General features: G+C 59.2%; 18 protein-coding genes. 3 read left to right on the top strand and 15 right to left on the bottom strand.

Features of this window, described 5'->3' with window-relative positions:
• Window position 1 precedes the first annotated feature (1 nt).
• Window positions 2–529 (bottom strand): hypothetical protein, encoded by a 528-nt coding sequence (locus ACR0MO_RS08695; protein WP_170452233.1) that lies wholly within the window; start codon window positions 527–529, stop codon window positions 2–4.
• A complete protein-coding gene (locus ACR0MO_RS08700) occupies window positions 522–881 on the bottom strand; it encodes a hypothetical protein (protein ID WP_170452235.1) in 360 nt (119 codons plus the stop codon). The genes ACR0MO_RS08695 and ACR0MO_RS08700 overlap by 8 nt, the downstream gene beginning before the upstream one ends.
• Before the next feature lie 695 nt (window positions 882–1,576).
• Between ACR0MO_RS08700 and ACR0MO_RS08705 the strand changes: the two genes are divergently transcribed.
• Entirely contained in the window at window positions 1,577–2,005 is a 429-nt protein-coding gene (locus ACR0MO_RS08705) for a hypothetical protein (protein WP_480625686.1), read from the top strand.
• A 24-nt stretch (window positions 2,006–2,029) separates the two neighbouring features.
• On the opposite strand, the gene ACR0MO_RS08710 is transcribed toward ACR0MO_RS08705, so the two are convergent.
• The gene (locus tag ACR0MO_RS08710; RefSeq protein ID WP_170452238.1) at window positions 2,030–2,446 is read right to left on the bottom strand and encodes a hypothetical protein; all 417 of its coding nucleotides are present in this window, start codon (window positions 2,444–2,446) and stop codon (window positions 2,030–2,032) included.
• 120 nt (window positions 2,447–2,566) lie between these two features.
• Between ACR0MO_RS08710 and ACR0MO_RS08715 the strand changes: the two genes are divergently transcribed.
• On the top strand, window positions 2,567–3,049 hold the full coding sequence (locus tag ACR0MO_RS08715) for a pyridoxamine 5'-phosphate oxidase family protein (protein WP_170452240.1): 483 nt from the start codon (window positions 2,567–2,569) through the stop codon (window positions 3,047–3,049).
• A 3-nt stretch (window positions 3,050–3,052) separates the two neighbouring features.
• Here the strand turns inward: ACR0MO_RS08715 and ACR0MO_RS08720 are convergent, their stop codons facing one another.
• The 12 genes from ACR0MO_RS08720 to ACR0MO_RS08775 all read right to left on the bottom strand — a co-directional run bounded on the left by ACR0MO_RS08720 (window position 3,053) and on the right by ACR0MO_RS08775 (window position 17,658).
• On the bottom strand, window positions 3,053–3,460 hold the full coding sequence (locus ACR0MO_RS08720) for a universal stress protein (RefSeq protein ID WP_170452242.1): 408 nt from the start codon (window positions 3,458–3,460) through the stop codon (window positions 3,053–3,055).
• A 64-nt stretch (window positions 3,461–3,524) separates the two neighbouring features.
• Window positions 3,525–3,851: an antibiotic biosynthesis monooxygenase family protein gene (locus ACR0MO_RS08725; RefSeq protein WP_170452244.1), complete on the bottom strand. Its 327-nt coding sequence runs from the start codon at window positions 3,849–3,851 to the stop codon at window positions 3,525–3,527.
• A 122-nt stretch (window positions 3,852–3,973) separates the two neighbouring features.
• The gene (locus tag ACR0MO_RS08730) at window positions 3,974–6,259 is read right to left on the bottom strand and encodes a glycosyl hydrolase family 28-related protein (RefSeq protein WP_170622331.1); all 2,286 of its coding nucleotides are present in this window, start codon (window positions 6,257–6,259) and stop codon (window positions 3,974–3,976) included.
• Window positions 6,260–6,396: 137 nt separating this feature from the next.
• Window positions 6,397–6,798 (bottom strand): DUF4864 domain-containing protein, encoded by a 402-nt coding sequence (locus ACR0MO_RS08735; protein ID WP_170452248.1) that lies wholly within the window; start codon window positions 6,796–6,798, stop codon window positions 6,397–6,399.
• A 48-nt stretch (window positions 6,799–6,846) separates the two neighbouring features.
• On the bottom strand, window positions 6,847–8,421 hold the full coding sequence (locus ACR0MO_RS08740; RefSeq protein ID WP_170453123.1) for a lysine--tRNA ligase: 1,575 nt from the start codon (window positions 8,419–8,421) through the stop codon (window positions 6,847–6,849).
• Window positions 8,422–8,580: 159 nt separating this feature from the next.
• Window positions 8,581–9,438, bottom strand: a complete 858-nt coding sequence (locus tag ACR0MO_RS08745; protein ID WP_480890743.1) for a beta-keto acid cleavage family enzyme — start codon at window positions 9,436–9,438, stop codon at window positions 8,581–8,583.
• 69 nt (window positions 9,439–9,507) lie between these two features.
• Complete coding sequence (locus ACR0MO_RS08750) at window positions 9,508–11,319, bottom strand: AMP-dependent synthetase/ligase (protein WP_480890746.1); 1,812 nt, start codon at window positions 11,317–11,319, stop codon at window positions 9,508–9,510.
• 26 nt (window positions 11,320–11,345) lie between these two features.
• Window positions 11,346–12,131 carry a TIGR03084 family metal-binding protein gene (locus ACR0MO_RS08755; RefSeq protein WP_170452253.1) on the bottom strand — a complete coding sequence of 262 codons (786 nt, stop codon included), beginning with the start codon at window positions 12,129–12,131 and terminating at the stop codon, window positions 11,346–11,348.
• A complete protein-coding gene (locus ACR0MO_RS08760; protein ID WP_170622328.1) occupies window positions 12,131–13,258 on the bottom strand; it encodes an NAD(P)H-dependent flavin oxidoreductase in 1,128 nt (375 codons plus the stop codon). The genes ACR0MO_RS08755 and ACR0MO_RS08760 overlap by 1 nt, the downstream gene beginning before the upstream one ends.
• Entirely contained in the window at window positions 13,255–15,234 is a 1,980-nt protein-coding gene (locus ACR0MO_RS08765; RefSeq protein WP_170622327.1) for an ATP-binding protein, read from the bottom strand. Before ACR0MO_RS08765 ends, ACR0MO_RS08760 begins: the two co-directional genes overlap by 4 nt.
• Window positions 15,227–16,039 carry an enoyl-CoA hydratase/isomerase family protein gene (locus ACR0MO_RS08770; protein ID WP_480890749.1) on the bottom strand — a complete coding sequence of 271 codons (813 nt, stop codon included), beginning with the start codon at window positions 16,037–16,039 and terminating at the stop codon, window positions 15,227–15,229. Before ACR0MO_RS08770 ends, ACR0MO_RS08765 begins: the two co-directional genes overlap by 8 nt.
• Entirely contained in the window at window positions 16,039–17,658 is a 1,620-nt protein-coding gene (locus ACR0MO_RS08775) for an acyl-CoA carboxylase subunit beta (protein ID WP_480890752.1), read from the bottom strand. Before ACR0MO_RS08775 ends, ACR0MO_RS08770 begins: the two co-directional genes overlap by 1 nt.
• Before the next feature lie 62 nt (window positions 17,659–17,720).
• Here ACR0MO_RS08775 and ACR0MO_RS08780 point away from each other — a divergent pair, with 62 nt between their 5' ends.
• Window positions 17,721–18,365, top strand: a complete 645-nt coding sequence (locus tag ACR0MO_RS08780) for a TetR/AcrR family transcriptional regulator (protein ID WP_170452262.1) — start codon at window positions 17,721–17,723, stop codon at window positions 18,363–18,365.
• The last annotated feature ends 23 nt before the right edge of the window (window positions 18,366–18,388 follow it).

Raw genomic sequence — 18,388 nt, forward strand, 5'->3', positions numbered from 1 at the left:
TCTACTTTTTTTCGCCAAGTGGCTTCAAACCCAGGGTATCTCGATAGGCATTTATCGCAAATTCTCGCTGCGCCAACCACTTTTGTCTCTCAATATCCCAGGTTTTTAGAGCTACCTGTTCAGTCGCTCTCGCTCGTTCATACGAACCGATTACCGTGCCAAAGAGAAGCATCAATGAAAATGCCAAAACAGAAGCTGAAACGTTAACGGCTTTGTTTGCTTCCTTTGTGATCAAAAATATCGCCAACCCGCCAATAAACGTCAATGCTACCGGCAAAACATTACCTGCAGCGGCAGTACGGCTACTACCCATAAGTAACCCGATAACGCCTGCCAAACATCCAAAAACCAGAACAAGTCCTAAAATCGTTCCGTAAGAAACGTCCATTTTGGCTTCGGCGCTAACGCATCTGTCCCTCACCAAATTGAACAAAAACAACGCTAAGACTGAAGTTAGGGCCAGTGCTAAACTGCACCCAAACAATACTGCTGTTTTCTCCAAAGATAGTAACAAATCAATTTTATACATTGAGTTCATCCAGTGTTAGCCACGGGGCAAAGTTGTTTGGATCTCCGAATGCATCTGGTGATGGTTGGTTTGCCATGAAGCCCTCCCAGTCATCACCAAACTCAAGTGGGCTTTCGAAACAATTTAGCAGCTGTGTTGATTCATCTAAACTCAACGTCTCGCCGGATTTCCGTTTTAGTGTAAGTAGCTTACAGCCACCGCCTTCCTGCTCAAGCTCGCTGCTTTGGCCAGCCGATGCATCATCTTGCTCCGTTTCATCTTCGGCTGTTGAATCTGAAAACTGTGCGAATGTGGTTGTGCTGAATAGTGCAAATACCACAACTATTGATTGCAAATACAAACTACGTTTCATACCAAACCCTCAAAAACCAACATACCTTATCATCTTTTTTTGGCATCTCATAATCTTACCAAAGGCGCTGGATGGATTTTCAACTCATTCCTCCAATGCTCTCTAAACTCAAAAAAGGGGATATGACCCTTACCTACTCACAAACGTATACTAAGAACTTGCAGCCAAAACCCTTCTATTTCGCGTTTGAGATCACAAATTGTGGTTCCAAACGGTTGCCGTGACGCACCCCAACACGTTCTCTCTAGGCGTGAGATCTAATGCGCCATTCACCGAGTGCACGGCGCTCGTGTGGTACAGGCAAAGGACCAGGCGCGCTTCTCAGGAAAATCTGTCAGCAAGCGTAGGATGGGTGCTCGCACCCATCTTTTTTGTGATGAACATTGATGGGTGAAATCACCCATCCTACAGCCCGACACTACCCTTACAGCCCAACGCCCTCTCCTCCACGTTTGAAAAAACAGGTTGTGTTTTCAAAACGGTTGTCATGACGAACACCCCACACAGCCTGCTCGAATTCCAAAGCGCCATTGACCGGGTACGGGGCACCCGCGTGGTGCTGGCCGAGGATCTGGCGCAGTTTTATGAAAAATCCGTCAGCGCCTTCAATCAGGCCGCCTCGTGCACTACTAACGTCTGTCGTAAAGACAGATCACCACCCTTGCCCAAGGCCCATCGACAGCTAAGTTTCCGTCATGCGCCTTCTTCTGCTCACGATACTCCTCGCCACCCCGGCCACCGCATGGGAGGCCTCGGTGGGTCAAATCTGCACCCTGTCGCATGACACCGAACAGGCCGAAATCTTCCTGACCTACGACCCGTCCCAACCTCTCTATACGCTGACGGTCACGCAAAAGACCGAGGCCTGGACACAGGCCCCATGGTTTGCCATGCGGTTTGAGGGGCCGAACCCGATCGAAATTGCCACCTCGCGCCATGTGTTGTCGGACGGTGCGGCCTCGCTGACTGTCACGGATACCGGGTTCGGAAATGTGCTGGACGGGTTGGAATATAATCAGACCGCCTACGCCTTCACTCAGGACGGGGTGGCCGAGTTTCCTTTGGACGGTGCCGCGCCGCAGGTCCGCATTTTTCGCGACTGCGCCGGGGCTCAATTGTCCTGAGGTGAAGAAATCAGGCCGAACGGATCAGGGCCGCACGAATTTCGCGTTCCCCACAGCGCGTTGTGTTGCCGTGCCGGATGTGGGTGATTTGTTGGCGCGCACCTGACCTGACTTTTCGCACGAGACACCGTTGCGGTCCGGGTCATAGCGTTCGTGATACCCGGCATAACCTTTGCGGAATGGACCAAAGCCAAGCTTTGCGGGTGCTTCACAGCCTGACAGGGCGATGAGGTGCAGGATCGCTCCGTTCCGGTCGAACTCGGACATTCGGATGTAGATGTTCGCCGCAATCAGTGCGGTTGTCAGAGGTAAGGCCACGACCATCAGCCCAATGCGAAAAGGCGACAAAGCCCGCCGCCGCGTCGCGTCAGCGCGCAGGTGTCGCTTTGAGGGCTGCGGGTTCAGGTTATCCTGTTCCTGCGTGAGGCGATCCAAATCCATACCCCGTCTGTACACGCGATTTGTGGCAAAGCCGAGGCGGCGGCGACCCGACGGGCTGGAACTGTGTCCCTCAAACCCGTATCAAATGGTCACCTCTGACGCGACAGCAAACCGAGTGCGATGCCCAAGGCCGACCCATACCAACCCACGGACGACGCAGCGCGCAAGTTGGCGCGCGATCTGGTGGGCAGCGCTACTTTTGCCGCGCTGTCCTTTCTGCGCCCGGACAACGGCTTGCCATCATCGTCACGCATTGCACTGGCGACGGATGAGCAAGGGCAACCGATCTCGTTGATTTCAACGCTGTCCGATCACACCCGTGCTCTGCACGCGAACCCAGCCTGTGCGCTATTGATCGGAGAACCGGCGGACAAGGGCGATCCGCTGACCCATCCGCGCCTGACGTTGCACGCCACAGCACAGTTGGTCGCCCGAGGCACACCCGATCATGAGGACCTGCGCCTGCGCTATCTGGAGTTGCGCCCGAAAGCCAAGCTTTATGTCGATTTTGCAGACTTCGGGTTTGTTCGCTTTGACATCACCGACGGGCTGCTCAACGCAGGGTTCGGAAAAGCCTACCGTCTGAGCCCTGCGGATTTCTAGACGTCATCGGACCACGTGAACCGCGCATTTTGCGTGGCGCACCACATGCGTCGCGGTAGACCCCAGCAGCAGGTCCTGCATCCCCGGCCGATGCGATGCCATAATGATCAGATCCGGGCTGTGTGCCTCGGCCCAGTCCAGGATACTGCGGCCCGAATGCCCCTCGATCACCAGCCCTTCGGCATTGGGCAGTTTTGCGGCAAGGTCATCCAGCTCGGTCTGAATGGCCTTGCGCGCTTCGGTCAGATATTCGGCGGGCATGTAGGAAATCGCATAGTTGGGAATATGCTCGACAACATGCAGCAAGGTGACCTTTGCGTCCGGTGTTGCCAATACCTCGGCCAGTTTGATCGGGCCGGACGTATCCCGTTCGGTGTCGAAGGAAATGGGGACAAGAATGTTGTGATACATTTTAGGGCCTCCGTTTTACCGCAGTCATAATAAACCACGCGGAAATCAGAGGCCTTGATCCAGGTCAGGATCGGTCAAAGGTTTCGGCCACCTCGTACATGACCGGTTCAAAACTCTTGCATAATTCGTTGAGCTTGCGGTTGCGGTCCCGCATCTCGGGCGTGCGCAACATCGCCAGGAAATCCTCACGGCGCTCCCACTGTGAATAGTTGGCAATGCGGGTCTGCGCGTCGTTCACATGAAGGCCCGCTGATACGAATCCCGGCTGCTTGGAGATAAAGCTGGAATAGGCATCCGTCAGCGCTTCTAACAGGTCCTGACAGGTTCCCGGTGTCATTTCAAATGTTGTAATGACGGTCTGCACGGTTGCGGTTTTGGCGATGGTCGGCATCTGATCCTCCTTTGGCTGATCTCAGCCTAGCACAGGAAACCTATAAGTCGCGCAATTCCTTGGATTCTTGTAATTTTGGCAAGAGAATGACGGCCGCCCGCCTGGGGCGACCGCCTGAGCACTTACCGCTCCATTCGCACCAGAACAGATGCCGTACCCCTCAGGTTTTCCTGCCACCGCAGGCGAACACCGTCTTCGTTGTTCCCCTGCTCGACATCGACATAGGGGGTGGCATAGCGAACTGTGCCAAGCGTACTTCTGAGCGCCCCCAGCGCGGTGACGGAATCGCAGCTTCGCGCCTTGCCCTTGAATGGCAAGCGGGCAGAGGTCCAAACGCTCCATGTCCCGGCAGCCGTGTTCTGTGTATGGCGAAGCCGAAGAGGGTTCGCTACTTTCTTGTCGATACCGTGAAAGGTGTTGTTCTGGAACGTCACATTGACGTGGCGATCCTTATTGAGGTCAGCAAACGTTGTATCCACCCGCTCGGCGCGTTCAATGTCGCTGCTGCTTGACCGGAACACGTTCCCCGTCACCGAAAGCCCGTTCAGAAAATGCCCCGGCCCATGGGGGCGGACCACAATATAGCTGAACCAGGGCGGTGCTTCGCTGGAATAGAAGATGTTGTCCGTGATGCTCATGGCGCTGAACGAATTGCCCGAAACATAGCTGGGTTCTGCGTCGCGCTCATTGCTCCATTCGATAAAGCAGTTGTCGATGTAGTTCTGGGCAATGGTCGAGCTGTTGTAGGTGCCAATCATGATCAGGCCAGCGGTGCGAACGCCCTGCGGAATGCTGTCCCCCTGAAAGAAATGATTGCCCAAAATCATGTTGTTGTCGCCGCCCACCACGGCGAAATGCTTGAACCTTACGACGCGGTTATGGCGCAGCTTGATGTCATTCGCGTTTGTGTTCAGCGCAATCGAGTTACGCTCGGGCACGGTGAAGGATTCCTCGGCGGACAGGAACTGGCAATTGTCGATCAGCATCCCCTTGCACCCGGTCCCGGTTGACGAGATGCCGCGATCTTTGGGGCGGCTGATGAAACAATCGTTCAGCGAAAACGTGCTGCCCGACTGCGCCAGACGGATGGCGCTGCACCGGCTGTTGCACTGGAATTCGATCTGCTCCATGCCGAATTTGCGCAGCGTACTGAAGCCGCTGAAATCCAGCAGATATTTGAAGGACTGGAACGTATAGGTCTGCGTGCCCGAGGCGTCATAGATCGGCGCATTCAGCGTGATCTCGCCCGCACCGACATCCTTGGATCGCACGTAAATCTCGCGCCCCACGCCTGCGCCCTGCACCAGTGATCCAACAGGGATATTCGCCACATTGGCCACATCCGTAAGGCGGGTATTGTCGGAAGGGTCATAGGTGGCGACCGAGGTGAAGGTCTCGGTGTCCCAATCCGTGCTGCTTTTGACGTCGAACTGTCCGTTACGGATCACACGTCGGGTGGAGAAGCCTTGCTTGTTGGGCACAGCCGCCGCCATATCAATCGGCCCCGTCACCGCGACCTTGCGCCCGCCAAGATCCAGCGAGTCGTGGTCCGAGTTGTTCAGCAAAGCCTGAAATGCCTTTTTGAAGGCCAGTTCCTCATCCCCGAAAGCGGTGATGTAGGCAGGCAGATCGAAATTCTTGGTCAACAGCAGCATCTTGTCGTCGGGCATGGTCACCGTGCCTTCGAAATCCATCTCGGACGCCATGCTGGTATTTTCGGCCAAATGATACGTGCCCTGCGGAACATAGACCCGACGACCGCCCGCAGCCTGATCCGCCGCCTCGAACGCAGCCGAGTCATCGGTGACACCGTCGCCAATGGCCCCGTAATCGCGCACATCCACAACGCTGATCATCTCGCGCAGGAACACGCCGCTCACATCCGTGATCTCGATGTCATCGACCCGCACCAGTGCGCCGTTGGCACCAAGGATATCCAGACCAAAATGGCCGTACAGCGCATCGACACCCCAGGGCATGTCCACCCCGGGGCGACGCCCGGTGCCGACGATTGCGGTGATTTCATGCACTGCCCCATAGCCGGAAAGCTGCGTCGCCGGCCCCTCTTCGATCACGCCGGTCAGGTTTGTATCCCCGGCCCCGCCAGCCCAGGCCGCAATCCGAACCTCGGGCAACGGACCGCTGACGGCTTTGACACGCGCCTTGATCTGCAGATAGCAGCCGGGCAGCAGTGGCGTCTGGCCCATATAGCGCAATTGCTGCGTTGGATTGACCTTCAGAATCTCAAGACAGCCGCCAAAATCCGCATCCGCTGGCACAAATGCCCCCGTGCCCGACCCGGCATAGGTGGGCGAGCCCGGTGTCCCGTCCCCCGCAGACCAAACCCCCAGACCATCCGCGAATTGAGGCGGCATGAAAACGATGCCGTCGGTGATTGCCTTGTTCATAGAAATCCCTTTCCCAATCGCGCCGCACAGAACAGCGACACGTTCAAACCCTCAGCCCGGGTCCACCCCGAACGCGAAAGTCTGAGTATCCAAAAGGGATTAACTGCGGCTCATCCCACCGTGACGGTGGCGTTGCCTCAGGCTGATGGGTCGGAATTGCCCAGCAATTGCACGCCGTTGATTTTCCAACCGTTTTCCTGCTCGATCATCTGGTAGTCGAGAATGTGAACCCGGCCGTCACCATCCACGATCATGACCTTTTGCCACAGCGCGCCCGCAATCTCGCGCAGTTCCAGAAACCGCACCTCGGACGGCCGCCACACCATCGGATAGCCGTTGCGCACCATGGCACCAAAGTTGTCGGGATTCTGGAACAGGCGCTGGATATTCGGGCTGGCAAAGGTGAAGGCGGTGGCGAAATCATCGGCTTCGAACGCTTCGATCTGCGCCGCGATATTGGCCTCGATCTCTTCGCTCTGACCATAGGCACCCGAAGCCAGAGCGACACTCAGGGATACAGCAAGCAAAAATCGACGCATGGGGCCACCTCCTGACGGAAGGGTAGCCCCAAGCGGGATCAGGTCAAATCAGACCAGCTCTCCGGCCAGGGCCTTGTCGATCAGTGCGATCGTCTCGGCCACGCCGTAAAGCGCGATGAAACCACCAAAGCGCGGCCCCTGCGAGGCCCCCAGCAGCACCTCATAAAGCGCCGTGAACCAACCGCGCATCGGGTCGAACCGCTCGCGTCCGATGGAATAGACCACTGATTGCAGCGCCTCGTCCTCGACCGGGCCGTCATAGGCCTCAAGCGCAGCTTTCAGCGCCTCCAGCGCTTCGCGTTCCTGATCGGTTGGCGCGCGGTGCTTGCGGGTCGGTTTGACGAAGTCGTTGAAGTAGCGCACGGCAAAGCCCGCCGCCTGATCCAGATCGGGATGGCTTTCCGCAGTCGCGTCGGGCGCGTAACGGCGGATAAAGCCCCACAACGCCTCTTTGTCCTCGGCCCCGGACACTGATGCCAGGTTCAGCAACATCGCAAAGGGCACCATCAGGGTCGACTCGGGCACCTCTCCGCCATGGATATGCCAAACCGGGTTGTTCAACTGCGCCTTCAGGTCCTGACCCGGATAGGCACGCAACTGTTGATGATACTCGTCATAAGCTTTTGGGATCACATCAAAATGCATCCGCTTGGCGGTCTTGGGCTTTTGATACATGAAATAGGCCAGCGACTCGGTCGGCGCATAGGTCAGCCATTCGTCAATCGACACGCCATTGCCGGAGGACTTGGAGATCTTCTGACCGTTTTCATCCAGAAACAGCTCATAGCTGAAATGCTCAGGCGCACGGCCACCCAACGCACGGCAGATCGCGTCATAGATCTTTTCGTTGGTCGCGTGTTCTTTGCCGTACATCTCGAAATCGACGCCCAGCGCCGCCCAGCGCGCGCCGAAATCCGGCTTCCACTGCAGCTTCACGTGTCCGCCGGTGACGGGCACGGTCCATTCCTTGCCGGTTTCATCGTCAAAGGTCACCGTGAAGGTCTCGGCGCAGACCTTTTTCATCGGCACATACATGACCCGCCCGCTTTCCGGGTGCAGCGGCAGGAAGATCGAATAGGTCTGCTGGCGTTCTTCCCGCAGGCTTTTCAGCATGATTGCCATGATCTCGTCATAGCGTTCGACCGCGCGCTTGAGGATCTCGTCAAACTGCCCGGACTCGTAGAATTCCTTGGCCGAATAGAACTCGTAATCGAACCCAAAGGTATCAAGAAACCGCCGCAGCATCGCGTTGTTGTGCGCGCCAAAGCTGTCGTATTCACCGAACGGATCCGGGACCGAGGTCAGCGGGCGCTGCAAATGCTGTTCAAGTATCTCAGGGTTCGGTACATTGGTCGGAACCTTGCGCATCCCGTCCAGATCGTCCGAGAAACAGATCAGCTTGGTGGGGATATCCGACAGCGCCTCGAACGCACGCTTGACCATCGTGGTCCGCGCAACTTCGCCAAACGTGCCGATATGCGGCAAGCCAGAAGGGCCATAGCCCGTTTCAAACAGAACATAGCCCTTTTCCGGCGCATTCTTCTGATAGCGTTTGAGCAACCGGCGCGCCTCTTCAAAAGGCCAGGCCTTGGACGACATTGCGGTGTCACGCAGTTCAGACATTTCGATATGCTCCATCGGGAAGGCTGTGCCGGTCACCCGATGCGACCGGACCGACCCCTCCTATTGTGCTAGTGCAGCATGAGTCAATAATGGCTCATGCTTTTTCGGCCCAGCAAGCGTGGCAGGCTGGTCGCGCGCAGACGAAATCGGCCTGACTGGTCAGCCAATCCCCAAGATCGCGCGCGCCTCGGCCGGAGATGCGACCGCGCGCCCGGCGTTGCCAGCACATGTGGCCAGCGCTTCGATCAACTGCCCGTTGCCCGAGGTTTTGTCGCCTGACGGCAGATAGAACGTGTCCTCAACCCCGGTGCGCAACATACCACCCAACTCGGCGCTCAGCTGGTGCACTGGCCAAATGTCCGCCCGCCCGATCAGCGTTGTCTGCCATTTTGATCCGGGGATCATGTATTTCTGAAGCAGACGCAGCAGATCACCATCCACCGGCATGCCCGAGGCGACACCCATCACAAGGTTATACTGTGCTTGCCTGGCCATTCCCGCACGCACATACATCTCGACCGAGCGGACAATGCCCACGTCAAAGCACTCAAACTCGGGAATGCTTGCGGTCTCTGCCATTACGTCCAAAAAGCCCTGCACCTTTTCGGGCGGGTTATCGAAGACCATCGGTGGCCAGGCCCAATCGCCCGAGGCCCGCAGCTTGAGGTAGTTCAGCGTCCCGGCATTGCAGGCCGCAATCTCGGGCCTGAGTTCACGCAACACACCGACCGGTGCGCTGATATCCGCACCGGGCAAGCCGGTGGTCGAATTGATCAGCACGTCCGGACAGGCATCGCGGATTGCATCAGTAATGTCGCGGGCAACTTTTGGATCCCAGCTGGGCAAGTGACCGCGACCGGGGCCCTGATCCCTGTAATGGACATGAATGATCGACGCCCCTGCATCATAAGCCTCATGCGCCGAGGCTGCGCAGTCTTCGGGGGTAACCGGAACGGGATGCTGCGCCGGGTTGGTCAGCACCCCGTTCAGCGCACAGGTCAGGATCGCCTTATCCATGGTTAAGGCCGTGGCAGGCACCAAACGCAGCGGGTTTGATGGGGGTGGTTGGGTCGTTCAAATGGGGGCTCATAAAGGCTCCTGTTCGGGGGGATTTGCATAGATTGCGTCGATTAAAGCGGCATGGTTTTCCTCGATCACCCGGCGCTTCATCTTAAGGGTCGGGGTCAGTTCATCGGCGTCCTGAGACAGAGGTCGGTCCAGAATACGGAATTCATGCACCTGATTGACGCGAGAATAACGAGGGTTGATCTGGGCAATGGCGGCAGCGACAACCTCTTGCACGCGGGGATGCAACGGTGTCGGATTGTCCAACCCTTCAGCCTTGGCAAAGGCGGCCAGCGCATCTTCCGAGATACTCAGCAGCGCGGCCACGAATTTGCGCCTATCTCCCAACAACATGGCGTGTTCGACCAGCGGAATATCCGTCAGGTCATTTTCAATCGCGGCGGGCGAGATGTTCTTGCCGCCGGTGGTGATCAGAATTTCTTTCTTGCGCCCGGTGATGGTGACAAACCCATCCTCGTCGATCTGCCCCAAGTCACCTGTAAGAAGCCAGCCATCTTCGGTCAGGGTTTCGCTGCTGGATTCAGGGTCTTTCAGATACCCATCAAAGACGTTCGGACCACGCACCAAAACCTCACCGTCCTCGGCAACGCGCGCCTCGATGCCCGGCAGAGGTTTGCCGACACTGCCCAATCGGTTGGCGCTGGCGCAGTTCATCGTGCTGGGGCCGCAGGCCTCGGACTGGCCGTAACCTTCATAGACATCGATGCCGAGGCCGAAAAAGAACTGCAGTGTCTGAACCGAGATCGGTGCCGCAGAGGACAGGATCGTACCGCAATCCGCCAGCCCCAATGCGCGGCGCACCCTTCTCAGCAACAGCCGATCAGCCAGACGGTATTGCAGCGCAAGGCCAAAGCCGGGCTTTTGACCCCCAAGCCGCTTTTGAGCCACCTCCTGCCCAACACCCAGTGCCCAGCGCGCCATCGCGCCTTTGGCCCCTTTTGCCGCAGCAACACCCGTGGTGATCCGTTCTTCGATCTTCTGCCAGACGCGCGGCACGCCCAGAAACACCGTTGGGCGGCACAGGGGCAGCACATCGCGCATGGTCAAAGGGTCCAGACAATACCAGACCTGACTTCCAAACACGGCTTGGCCCAATATCGAGTTGTTGAACTCTGCAATATGGGCCAGCGGCAGGTATGACAGCATACGCGCGCCGTCCTTGACCTGCATGAACTCACCAAGCGTCTGCGTTATCCAGATCGCGGCGCGATGCGACAGCACAACCGCCTTCGGTTTCCCGGTGGTCCCCGATGTATAGACTAGAAGTGCCGTGTCTTTCAGCGTCAGCGCATTGCGGCGGGCGTCCAATTCGGGCTGAAACTCTGCCCCGCCAAGCCCAAGGAAATCAGGCCAGGACAGCACATCGGCCTCTGCCACCTGTCGGTTCATGGACACGACGTGGCGCAGACCCGGGACATCTGCCCGCACCGATTGCACCCGCGACAGGTTTTCGTCCGTGTCGCACAAGACCAGCGGGCAATCCGAATGGCGGATGATATAGTCAATCTCTTCGGCTGATGAGGTGAAATAGATCCCTGTCGGATTGCACCCGGCCGCCATTGCCGCATGGGCCATGACCACCCATTCCGGGCGATTGCGGCCGAGAATGCAAACGACCTGTCCGGGGTCAAGCCCCAAGGCGATCAATGCACGACCCGCCCGCTCAACCTCGGCCCCGAACCCCGACCAGCTTTGCGATTGCCAATCCCCATCAACCTCGTGCCAATAAGCAGGCGCATCCCCAAGCCGCCTGACGGTGTCGATCAGGTGAAGCGGTACGGGCTTCAGGGTATTGGCGTCGATCGGCTGCATCTCGTCCTTTCCGGGGTCAGGACCGTTTATTGCCGGAACCGCGATCCGGGCGGCGGCGTGGTCTCAGGCGGTCCAGCAAAGCACTGGGCGTTTTCCATCCATTCCCTCGCCAGATCGCCCGAAACGGTCAGATCAGTGTCCACATAGCTGCGCGTCTGCGTCACCGTCTGCGCAAACCCAAGGGCCGAACCGCTGATCTGCCCCACCGACGCGTCGCCAAATTGCCAGACCTCGCCCGAGGGCGCAGTCAGTTCGACGGCAGGCATCGCAGGCGGAACCTCTTTCCCGCGCAGTTGGAACGAAAACCCGAATGTGTTGACGCCCAGAATGACGATGTTCTTGATCCGGTCGCTCTCGGTGCGTTCCGCGCCGAAAAGGTCAAAGACCTCGTGCCCATGGGCCCAGGTCTCCATCTGGCGCGCGCTGATGGACGACCGCGCCGACATCGACGGTCCCACCCAGGGCAGGCGCGTTTTGGGATCCACACCCTGCCAACGGGTGGCCATATCGCGGAAGTAATCCCGCCAGAGGGTCAGCAGCGCCTCGCCCCGTTCCGAGATGGCGGCGTTTTCCATGGCCCGAAACCCCAGCGTCTGGATTTTGGGCAGGCTTTCACCCAGCATCGCATTGAACGCATCCGCCGAGGTCAGCGACAGATCGGCGGCCCGGTTCCAGAAATGCAGATGCACCAACACATCATTCACCGTCCACCCCTTGAACTGGGTGGGCGCATCCCAACGTCCGTTGCACTGCGCCTCGATTACGGCAGCCAATGCTTCGCTTTCCTCCAGAAAGGCAGTGACCTGTTCCATTATGTCTCCAACAGAGTATTGAGCCGGTCGACGGCGTCCAGAAAATCGGCTTTGAAATCCTGAACGACCTGTCCGGCCGAGGTTGTTTCATTCATCAATCCAACCGCCTGTCCGACCCAATAGGTCGCCAGTTCGGTCGCACCTTCATGCCCGGCTGAGGCCAGTTTTTCGGTCAGATGCAATGCCGGCTCGCTGACGATGGTCTGGAACGGCATCGGCAAGGGGGACACATCGCTGTCCTCCCACGCATCTGTCCAGGCCGATTTCAACTGTCGGGACATCTTGCCGGTACGCGACTTGCTGCGCACAGTGTCCGAGGACGTGGCCGCCAGCATCTTGTCCTTGATCGGCTGCGCCGGTTCCCCTTCGGCAGTTGTCAGCCAAACCGAACCGCACCACGCGCCCGCAGCCCCCATCGCCATCGCGCCCGCCATCTGGCGACCCGTGGCAATACCGCCCGCCGCCAGAACCGGCCTGCCCTGCGCGACCGAGACGATCTCGGGCGTCAACACCATGGTTGAAACCTCACCGCAATGACCACCCGCTTCGCCGCCCGCAGCCACAAGAACATCCACCCCGGCGGCGATCTGCCGTTCGGCGTGTTTCTTTGCCCCGACCAGAGCGGCCACCGGAACGCCCCGCTCATGCGCCATGTCGATCATGATCTTCGGCGGCTCACCCAAAGCGTTTGCGATCAGCTTGATCGGGAACGAGAACGCAACCTCAAGCATCGCCTGCGCGCCTTCTGCATCCATGTTGCGGGCGAAATCCAGGAACCTGATCCGATCATCATCAATCCCGGACGTGTCGATGCCATGGCTTTGCAGGACTTGTTCGGCCAGTAGTTTCTGCTCGGCGGGCAACGCGGCCAACAATTGGTCGGGGTCAAGCCCTGCACCAGAGGCCGCAAGGTTGTTCGGTACGATCAGGTCCACGCCGTAAGGTTTGCCATCGACGTTGGCGTCAATCCATTCCAGTTCCTGCCGCAACTGCTCGGGCGTGTACATCACCGCGCCAAACACACCCATCCCACCGGCCCGCGACACCGCAGCGACCACATCCCGGCAATGGCTGAAAGCAAACAGCGGGAACTCCAGCCCCATATTCTTGCACAGCTCAGAATTCACGGCGCGTCTTCCTCCAACGCGATCATCAGCGCGCCAGCGGTCAGTTGCGCACCGGCCCGGGTGACAACCTCGCGGACCTGTCCGTCGCGCGTGGCCGTGATCTGGTGCTGCATTTTCATCGCTTCGAGAACGGCCAGCGTCTGGCCCTTTTCGATCTCATCACCCGGCGCGACGTTGATCGAGACCACAACCCCCGGCATCGGAGCCACGATCCGGCTGCCGCCCGCATCGTCGCCTGACGCGGTCAGTGGATCGAAAATCGTGAACGCGAGGTCAACTGTGTCGAGGCGCAGGCCGAATTGGCGGTTGCCCCAGCGGGTGAAGCTGACGGTAACGCGCCGCCCGTCCAGCGTCAGGGTTGCGCCGGTGTCGTCCATGCTCTGAACCGTCGCGACAAAGCTGTCATCGCCGCAACGGACGTCGAAACGATTGCCAACCGGCGAGACCGAGACCTTGGCCTCGGTCTCGCCGTGGATCAGTGTCACCATGTTCGGCAGTGGCGCAACGCTGTGCCAGTCAAGCAATTCGACGCTGACGACGGTGGATTGCGCAAACAGGCGGTCGCGGTCCTGACAATGGATCAGAACGGCGGTCAACGCGAAATCGGCGGGCCGGGCCTGAACCGGGTCGACGCCATCGGGATAGGTCTCGGCGATAAAGGCCGTGGTGGCCGACCCGTCGGCGAAACCGGGCTGGTTCAACGCGTCGATCAGAAAGCCGCGATTGGTGGTCAGACCCAACAGCGCGGTTTCCTTCAGCCCGGCGACCAGACGACGACGCGCCACGTCGCGGCTGGGACCGATGCCGATCACTTTGGCCAGCATCGAATCGTAAAAAGGCGAGACCTCACCCCCCGTTTCGATGCCGGTATCGGTGCGCATCCCTTCGCCGTCGGGTGCTTGCCACAAGGCAATCGGGCCGGTTGCGGGCGCGAAATCCGCGCCGGGGTCTTCGGCATATAGCCGCGCCTCAATGGCGTGTCCGTCAAGCCGCACATCCGCTTGCGCCAACGGCAGGGGCAGGCCCTGCGCCACGATGATCTGCAACTCGACCAGATCGAGGCCGGTGATGGCCTCGGTCACAGGGTGTTCGACCTGCAACCGCGTGTTCATTTCCAGGAAATAGAATGCGCCCGAGGCGTCCAGAAGGAATTCCACCGTACCCGCGCCGCGATAGTCCACCGCTCGGGCGGCGGCGATTGCCGCGTCGGTCATTTCCTTGCGCAGTTCGGGCGTCATCACCGGGCATGGCGCCTCTTCCAGAACCTTCTGGTGACGACGCTGGACCGAGCAATCGCGTTCGCCCAGATGCAGGGTTGTGCCGTGATCGTCAGCAAAGACCTGAACCTCGACATGGCGCGGTGCGATTACGGCTTTTTCCAGAATCAATTCGCCGGACCCAAAGGCGTTTTCCGCCTCGGACCGGGCCAGCTGCAGACCCGCCGCCAAATCGTCGGCACCATGCACGATGCGCATCCCGCGCCCGCCGCCACCGGCGGCGGCCTTGATCATCAGCGGAAAGCCGATTTTGGCGGCGGCTTCGGTCAACGCGGCGTCGGATTGATCCTCGCCTTCATAACCGGGCACGCAGGGAACCCCGGCGGCGATCATCAGCCGTTTTGCGGCTGCCTTGTTGCCCATCGCGGCGATTGCGCTGGCCGGTGCGCCAATAAAGGCCAACCCCGCCGCGCCAACGGCGGCGGCAAACGCCTCATTCTCGGACAGAAAGCCATAGCCCGGATGGATCGCCTGTGCGCCCGCCTGTTGTGCGGCGGCAATGATGGCATCGCCGCGCAGATAGCTGTCCGCCGGGGCCGAGCCACCGATATGAACCGCATCGTCCGCCAGTTTCACATGGCGCGCGTCGCGATCCGCGTCCGAGTAAACCGCGACCGTCCGCAGGCCCAGCCGCCGAGCGGTGTCGATGACGCGGCAGGCGATCTCACCCCGGTTGGCAATCAGAATTGTGTCAAACATCTTCGGCCTCGGCCCATTTCGGATTTCGTTTCTGCATAAAGCTGGTGACGCCTTCGATCCCTTCGGGCGACAACAGGCACCCGGCGAAGTCGTCGGCGGCGCGAGCAATCTGGTCCTGTCGTGGCAGGCTTTCCATGTCGCGCAACAGCGCTTTGGTCACTTCCAGGGCATTGGGGGATACACGCGTGATCTGCGCCCGAATGTCGGTCAAGGACGCATCGATCCCGTCTGTACCGCTGACCAACCGATCGACCAACCCAACTTCGACGGCTTGCTGGCTGGTCAGAGTGGCAGCAGACAGCATCAAACGACGTGTCTGACGCCGCCCCAGCCGCCGCTGCACCATGGGTGCGATCTGGGCGGCAACGATGCCGATCCGGGTCTCGGTCAGGGCGAATTTGGCGTTTTCCTCGGCGATCACCAGATCACCGCAGCAGACCATGCCAAAACCTCCGGCCATGGCGGCCCCTTCGACCACGATGACCACGAATTGCGGCAACTGATCGATGGCATCGAACACCTGAGCCCCACGGACCGACGCCGCGATGACCTCATCGCGCGCATCCGCTCCTTGAAAAGCAGATTGAAACGCCCGCAGGTCCCCTCCGGCGCAGAACACCCCGCCCCGACCGCGCAGAACCACGCCGCGAATGTCACGGCGTCCCTGCAGTTCGGCGCAGAGGGCCAGCAACTCATCGATCCGCTCGAACGTCAGCGGGTTGCGACGGGCCGGTTCGTTGAACCAGATTGTCAGCCACCCGCCCTGCTGTTCAAGGTCCAGAGTCTTATAGGCAGCGCCGTCCATCACATCCGCCCCACGCCAAATGCGTTGGGTTTGAGACGGCGATTGCGGCCTTCCTCGACCGTTTCCAGACACATGGCCAAAACCTTGCGGCTGTCGCGCGGATCAATGATGCCATGGTCCAGAACACGCCCCGAGGTGACGAAGCTATCGGATTGTTCGTCAAAAATATGGCGGATGATCTTGCCTTGCTGCTCCAACGCCTCTTTCGGCACGTCCATACCCTTGCGCTTGGCGGTCATGGCCTGCACGACACTCATGGTCTTGGCAGCCTGCTCGCCCCCCATCACACCGGATTTCGAATTCGGCCAGGCGAACAGAAAATCGGGCGCAAAGCCATATCCGGCCATGCCGTAATTACCGGCCCCGAAGCTGGACCCGATATACATCGTGATCTTGGGCACCCGCATGTTGGTGACTGCCTGAATCATCTTGGAGCCGTGCTTGATCATGCCCGCTTGTTCATAGGCGGTGCCGACCATGTAACCTGTGGTGTTGTTCAGGAAGATGACCGGGATGTCCGCCTGATCGCAAAGCTGGAAGAACTGCGTGGCCTTGTTTGCCCCTTGCGTATCAATCGGACCATTATTGCCAATGATGCCGCAGGCAAACCCGTGGATCGAGGCGCGCATACAGACGGTGGCCGGGCCGAAATCCGGTTTGAAATCCTCAAACTCAGACCCGTCGACCAGACGCGCCACCACCTCGCGCACGTCATAGGGTACCTTGGGGTCGGCAGGCACAATCCCGGCCAGTTCCGCCGGGTCATAGACCGGAGGTTCAAACGCGTGGCGCGGCGGCATGGACTGGCCCTTGTTCCAGTCAAGCTTGCCGACCACATCGCGTGCCATGGCAATCGCCTGCACATCATCCTCGGCCAGATACTCGACCAGTCCGCTGACCGAGGCGTGCATCTCGGCCGAGCCAAGCTCTTTCTCGTCCGCCTCTTCCCCGGTGGCCGCATAGACCAAGGCGGCCCCGGCCAGAGCCGCCATGCCATTCTTTTTCACCCCGATCACATAATCCGACAGGCCGGGCATATAGGCCCCGCCCGCGGTCGAGGCCCCGTGCAGAACTGCGATTGTGGGAATGCCTGCAGCGCTCATCCGGGCCAGATTGGCAAAGGCTGTGCCGCCCTGCGCCCACATCTCGACCTTGTAATTGGTCAGGTCGGCCCCCGCGCTTTCGACCAGATGAACAAAGGGCAGCTTGTGCCGCAATGCCAACCGCTGCACGCTTAGCCCGGCCTCAAGCCCCTTGACGCCCATCGCACCAGCTTTGATGCCGCTGTCATCCACCCAGATGATGCAGCGCACGCCGTTCACAAATCCGATCCCCGCGATCAGCGAAGACCCCGGCACCGATTTCTCTTCTTTCGAACTGTCGATCAGATACCCAGCAATGGTGTGCAGCGCCAGAAACGGCATGCCGGGGTCAAGCAGCCGGGCCAGACGCTCGCGCGGTAAAATCTGCCCGCGCTTTTCGAACCGCTCGCGTTTCTGTTCCGACAGCTTCACGGGCCGCGCCTCAAGCTCGCGCAGCTTTTCGACCAGAGACAGCATCGCCGCCTGATTTTCGTGAAAAGTTTCGCTGCTGGTCTGAATTGATGATTGATATGGCACTGTGGCTCTCATATAAAACAGGACGTCCTGTTTTTTTCACAAGTCCAGAGCAGCCTGTCAACATGAAAACCAACACGACTTCGTCTGACGCAACTGGCACATCGCCCCGTCGCCAGCAGGATCGCGCCGTTGCGACACGGCGCGCGGTTCTGGATTCCGTGATCGAATGCCTTGACCAACTTGGCTATGCCGAGACCAGTTTCAGCGCGATCCAAAGCCGGTCAGGCCTGTCGCGCGGATCGGTGAACTATCACTTTCCAACCCGTCACGACATGATCGTGGCCGCTGCGGAACTGATGTTGGACAATGCCCGCGCCGGTGCGATCAGCTATTTCGGACGCGCGCATGGTCAGGACAGCGCCGGGGACTATGGGCAGATCGCGCAATTGCTGTGGTCAAGGGTTGTGAACACCTCGGCCGGGCGCGCCTTTGTCGAGTTGATGGTGGCTGCGCGCACCGACCCCAATCTGGAATTCGCGCTTAACGATATGCTGGCGCAGTGGGACGCGGATTTGAACCAGCAACTGCGCGCCACCTATCCCGATGATCCGGAATTGATGGTGATGGTCTGGGATCTTTGCCGCACCTATTTGCGCGGGCTGTTGATTCAGGCGCGTTTTGCGCCTGACCCGATGGCCCTGCAATCCAAAATCGACCAGTTCTCAAAAATCGTCTGGCAATTCGTTCAGTCCAGAAAAAGCACCTGATCACAGTTCGGGGGAAAGAGCAT

Source organism: Ruegeria sp. K5 (assembly GCF_056531805.1).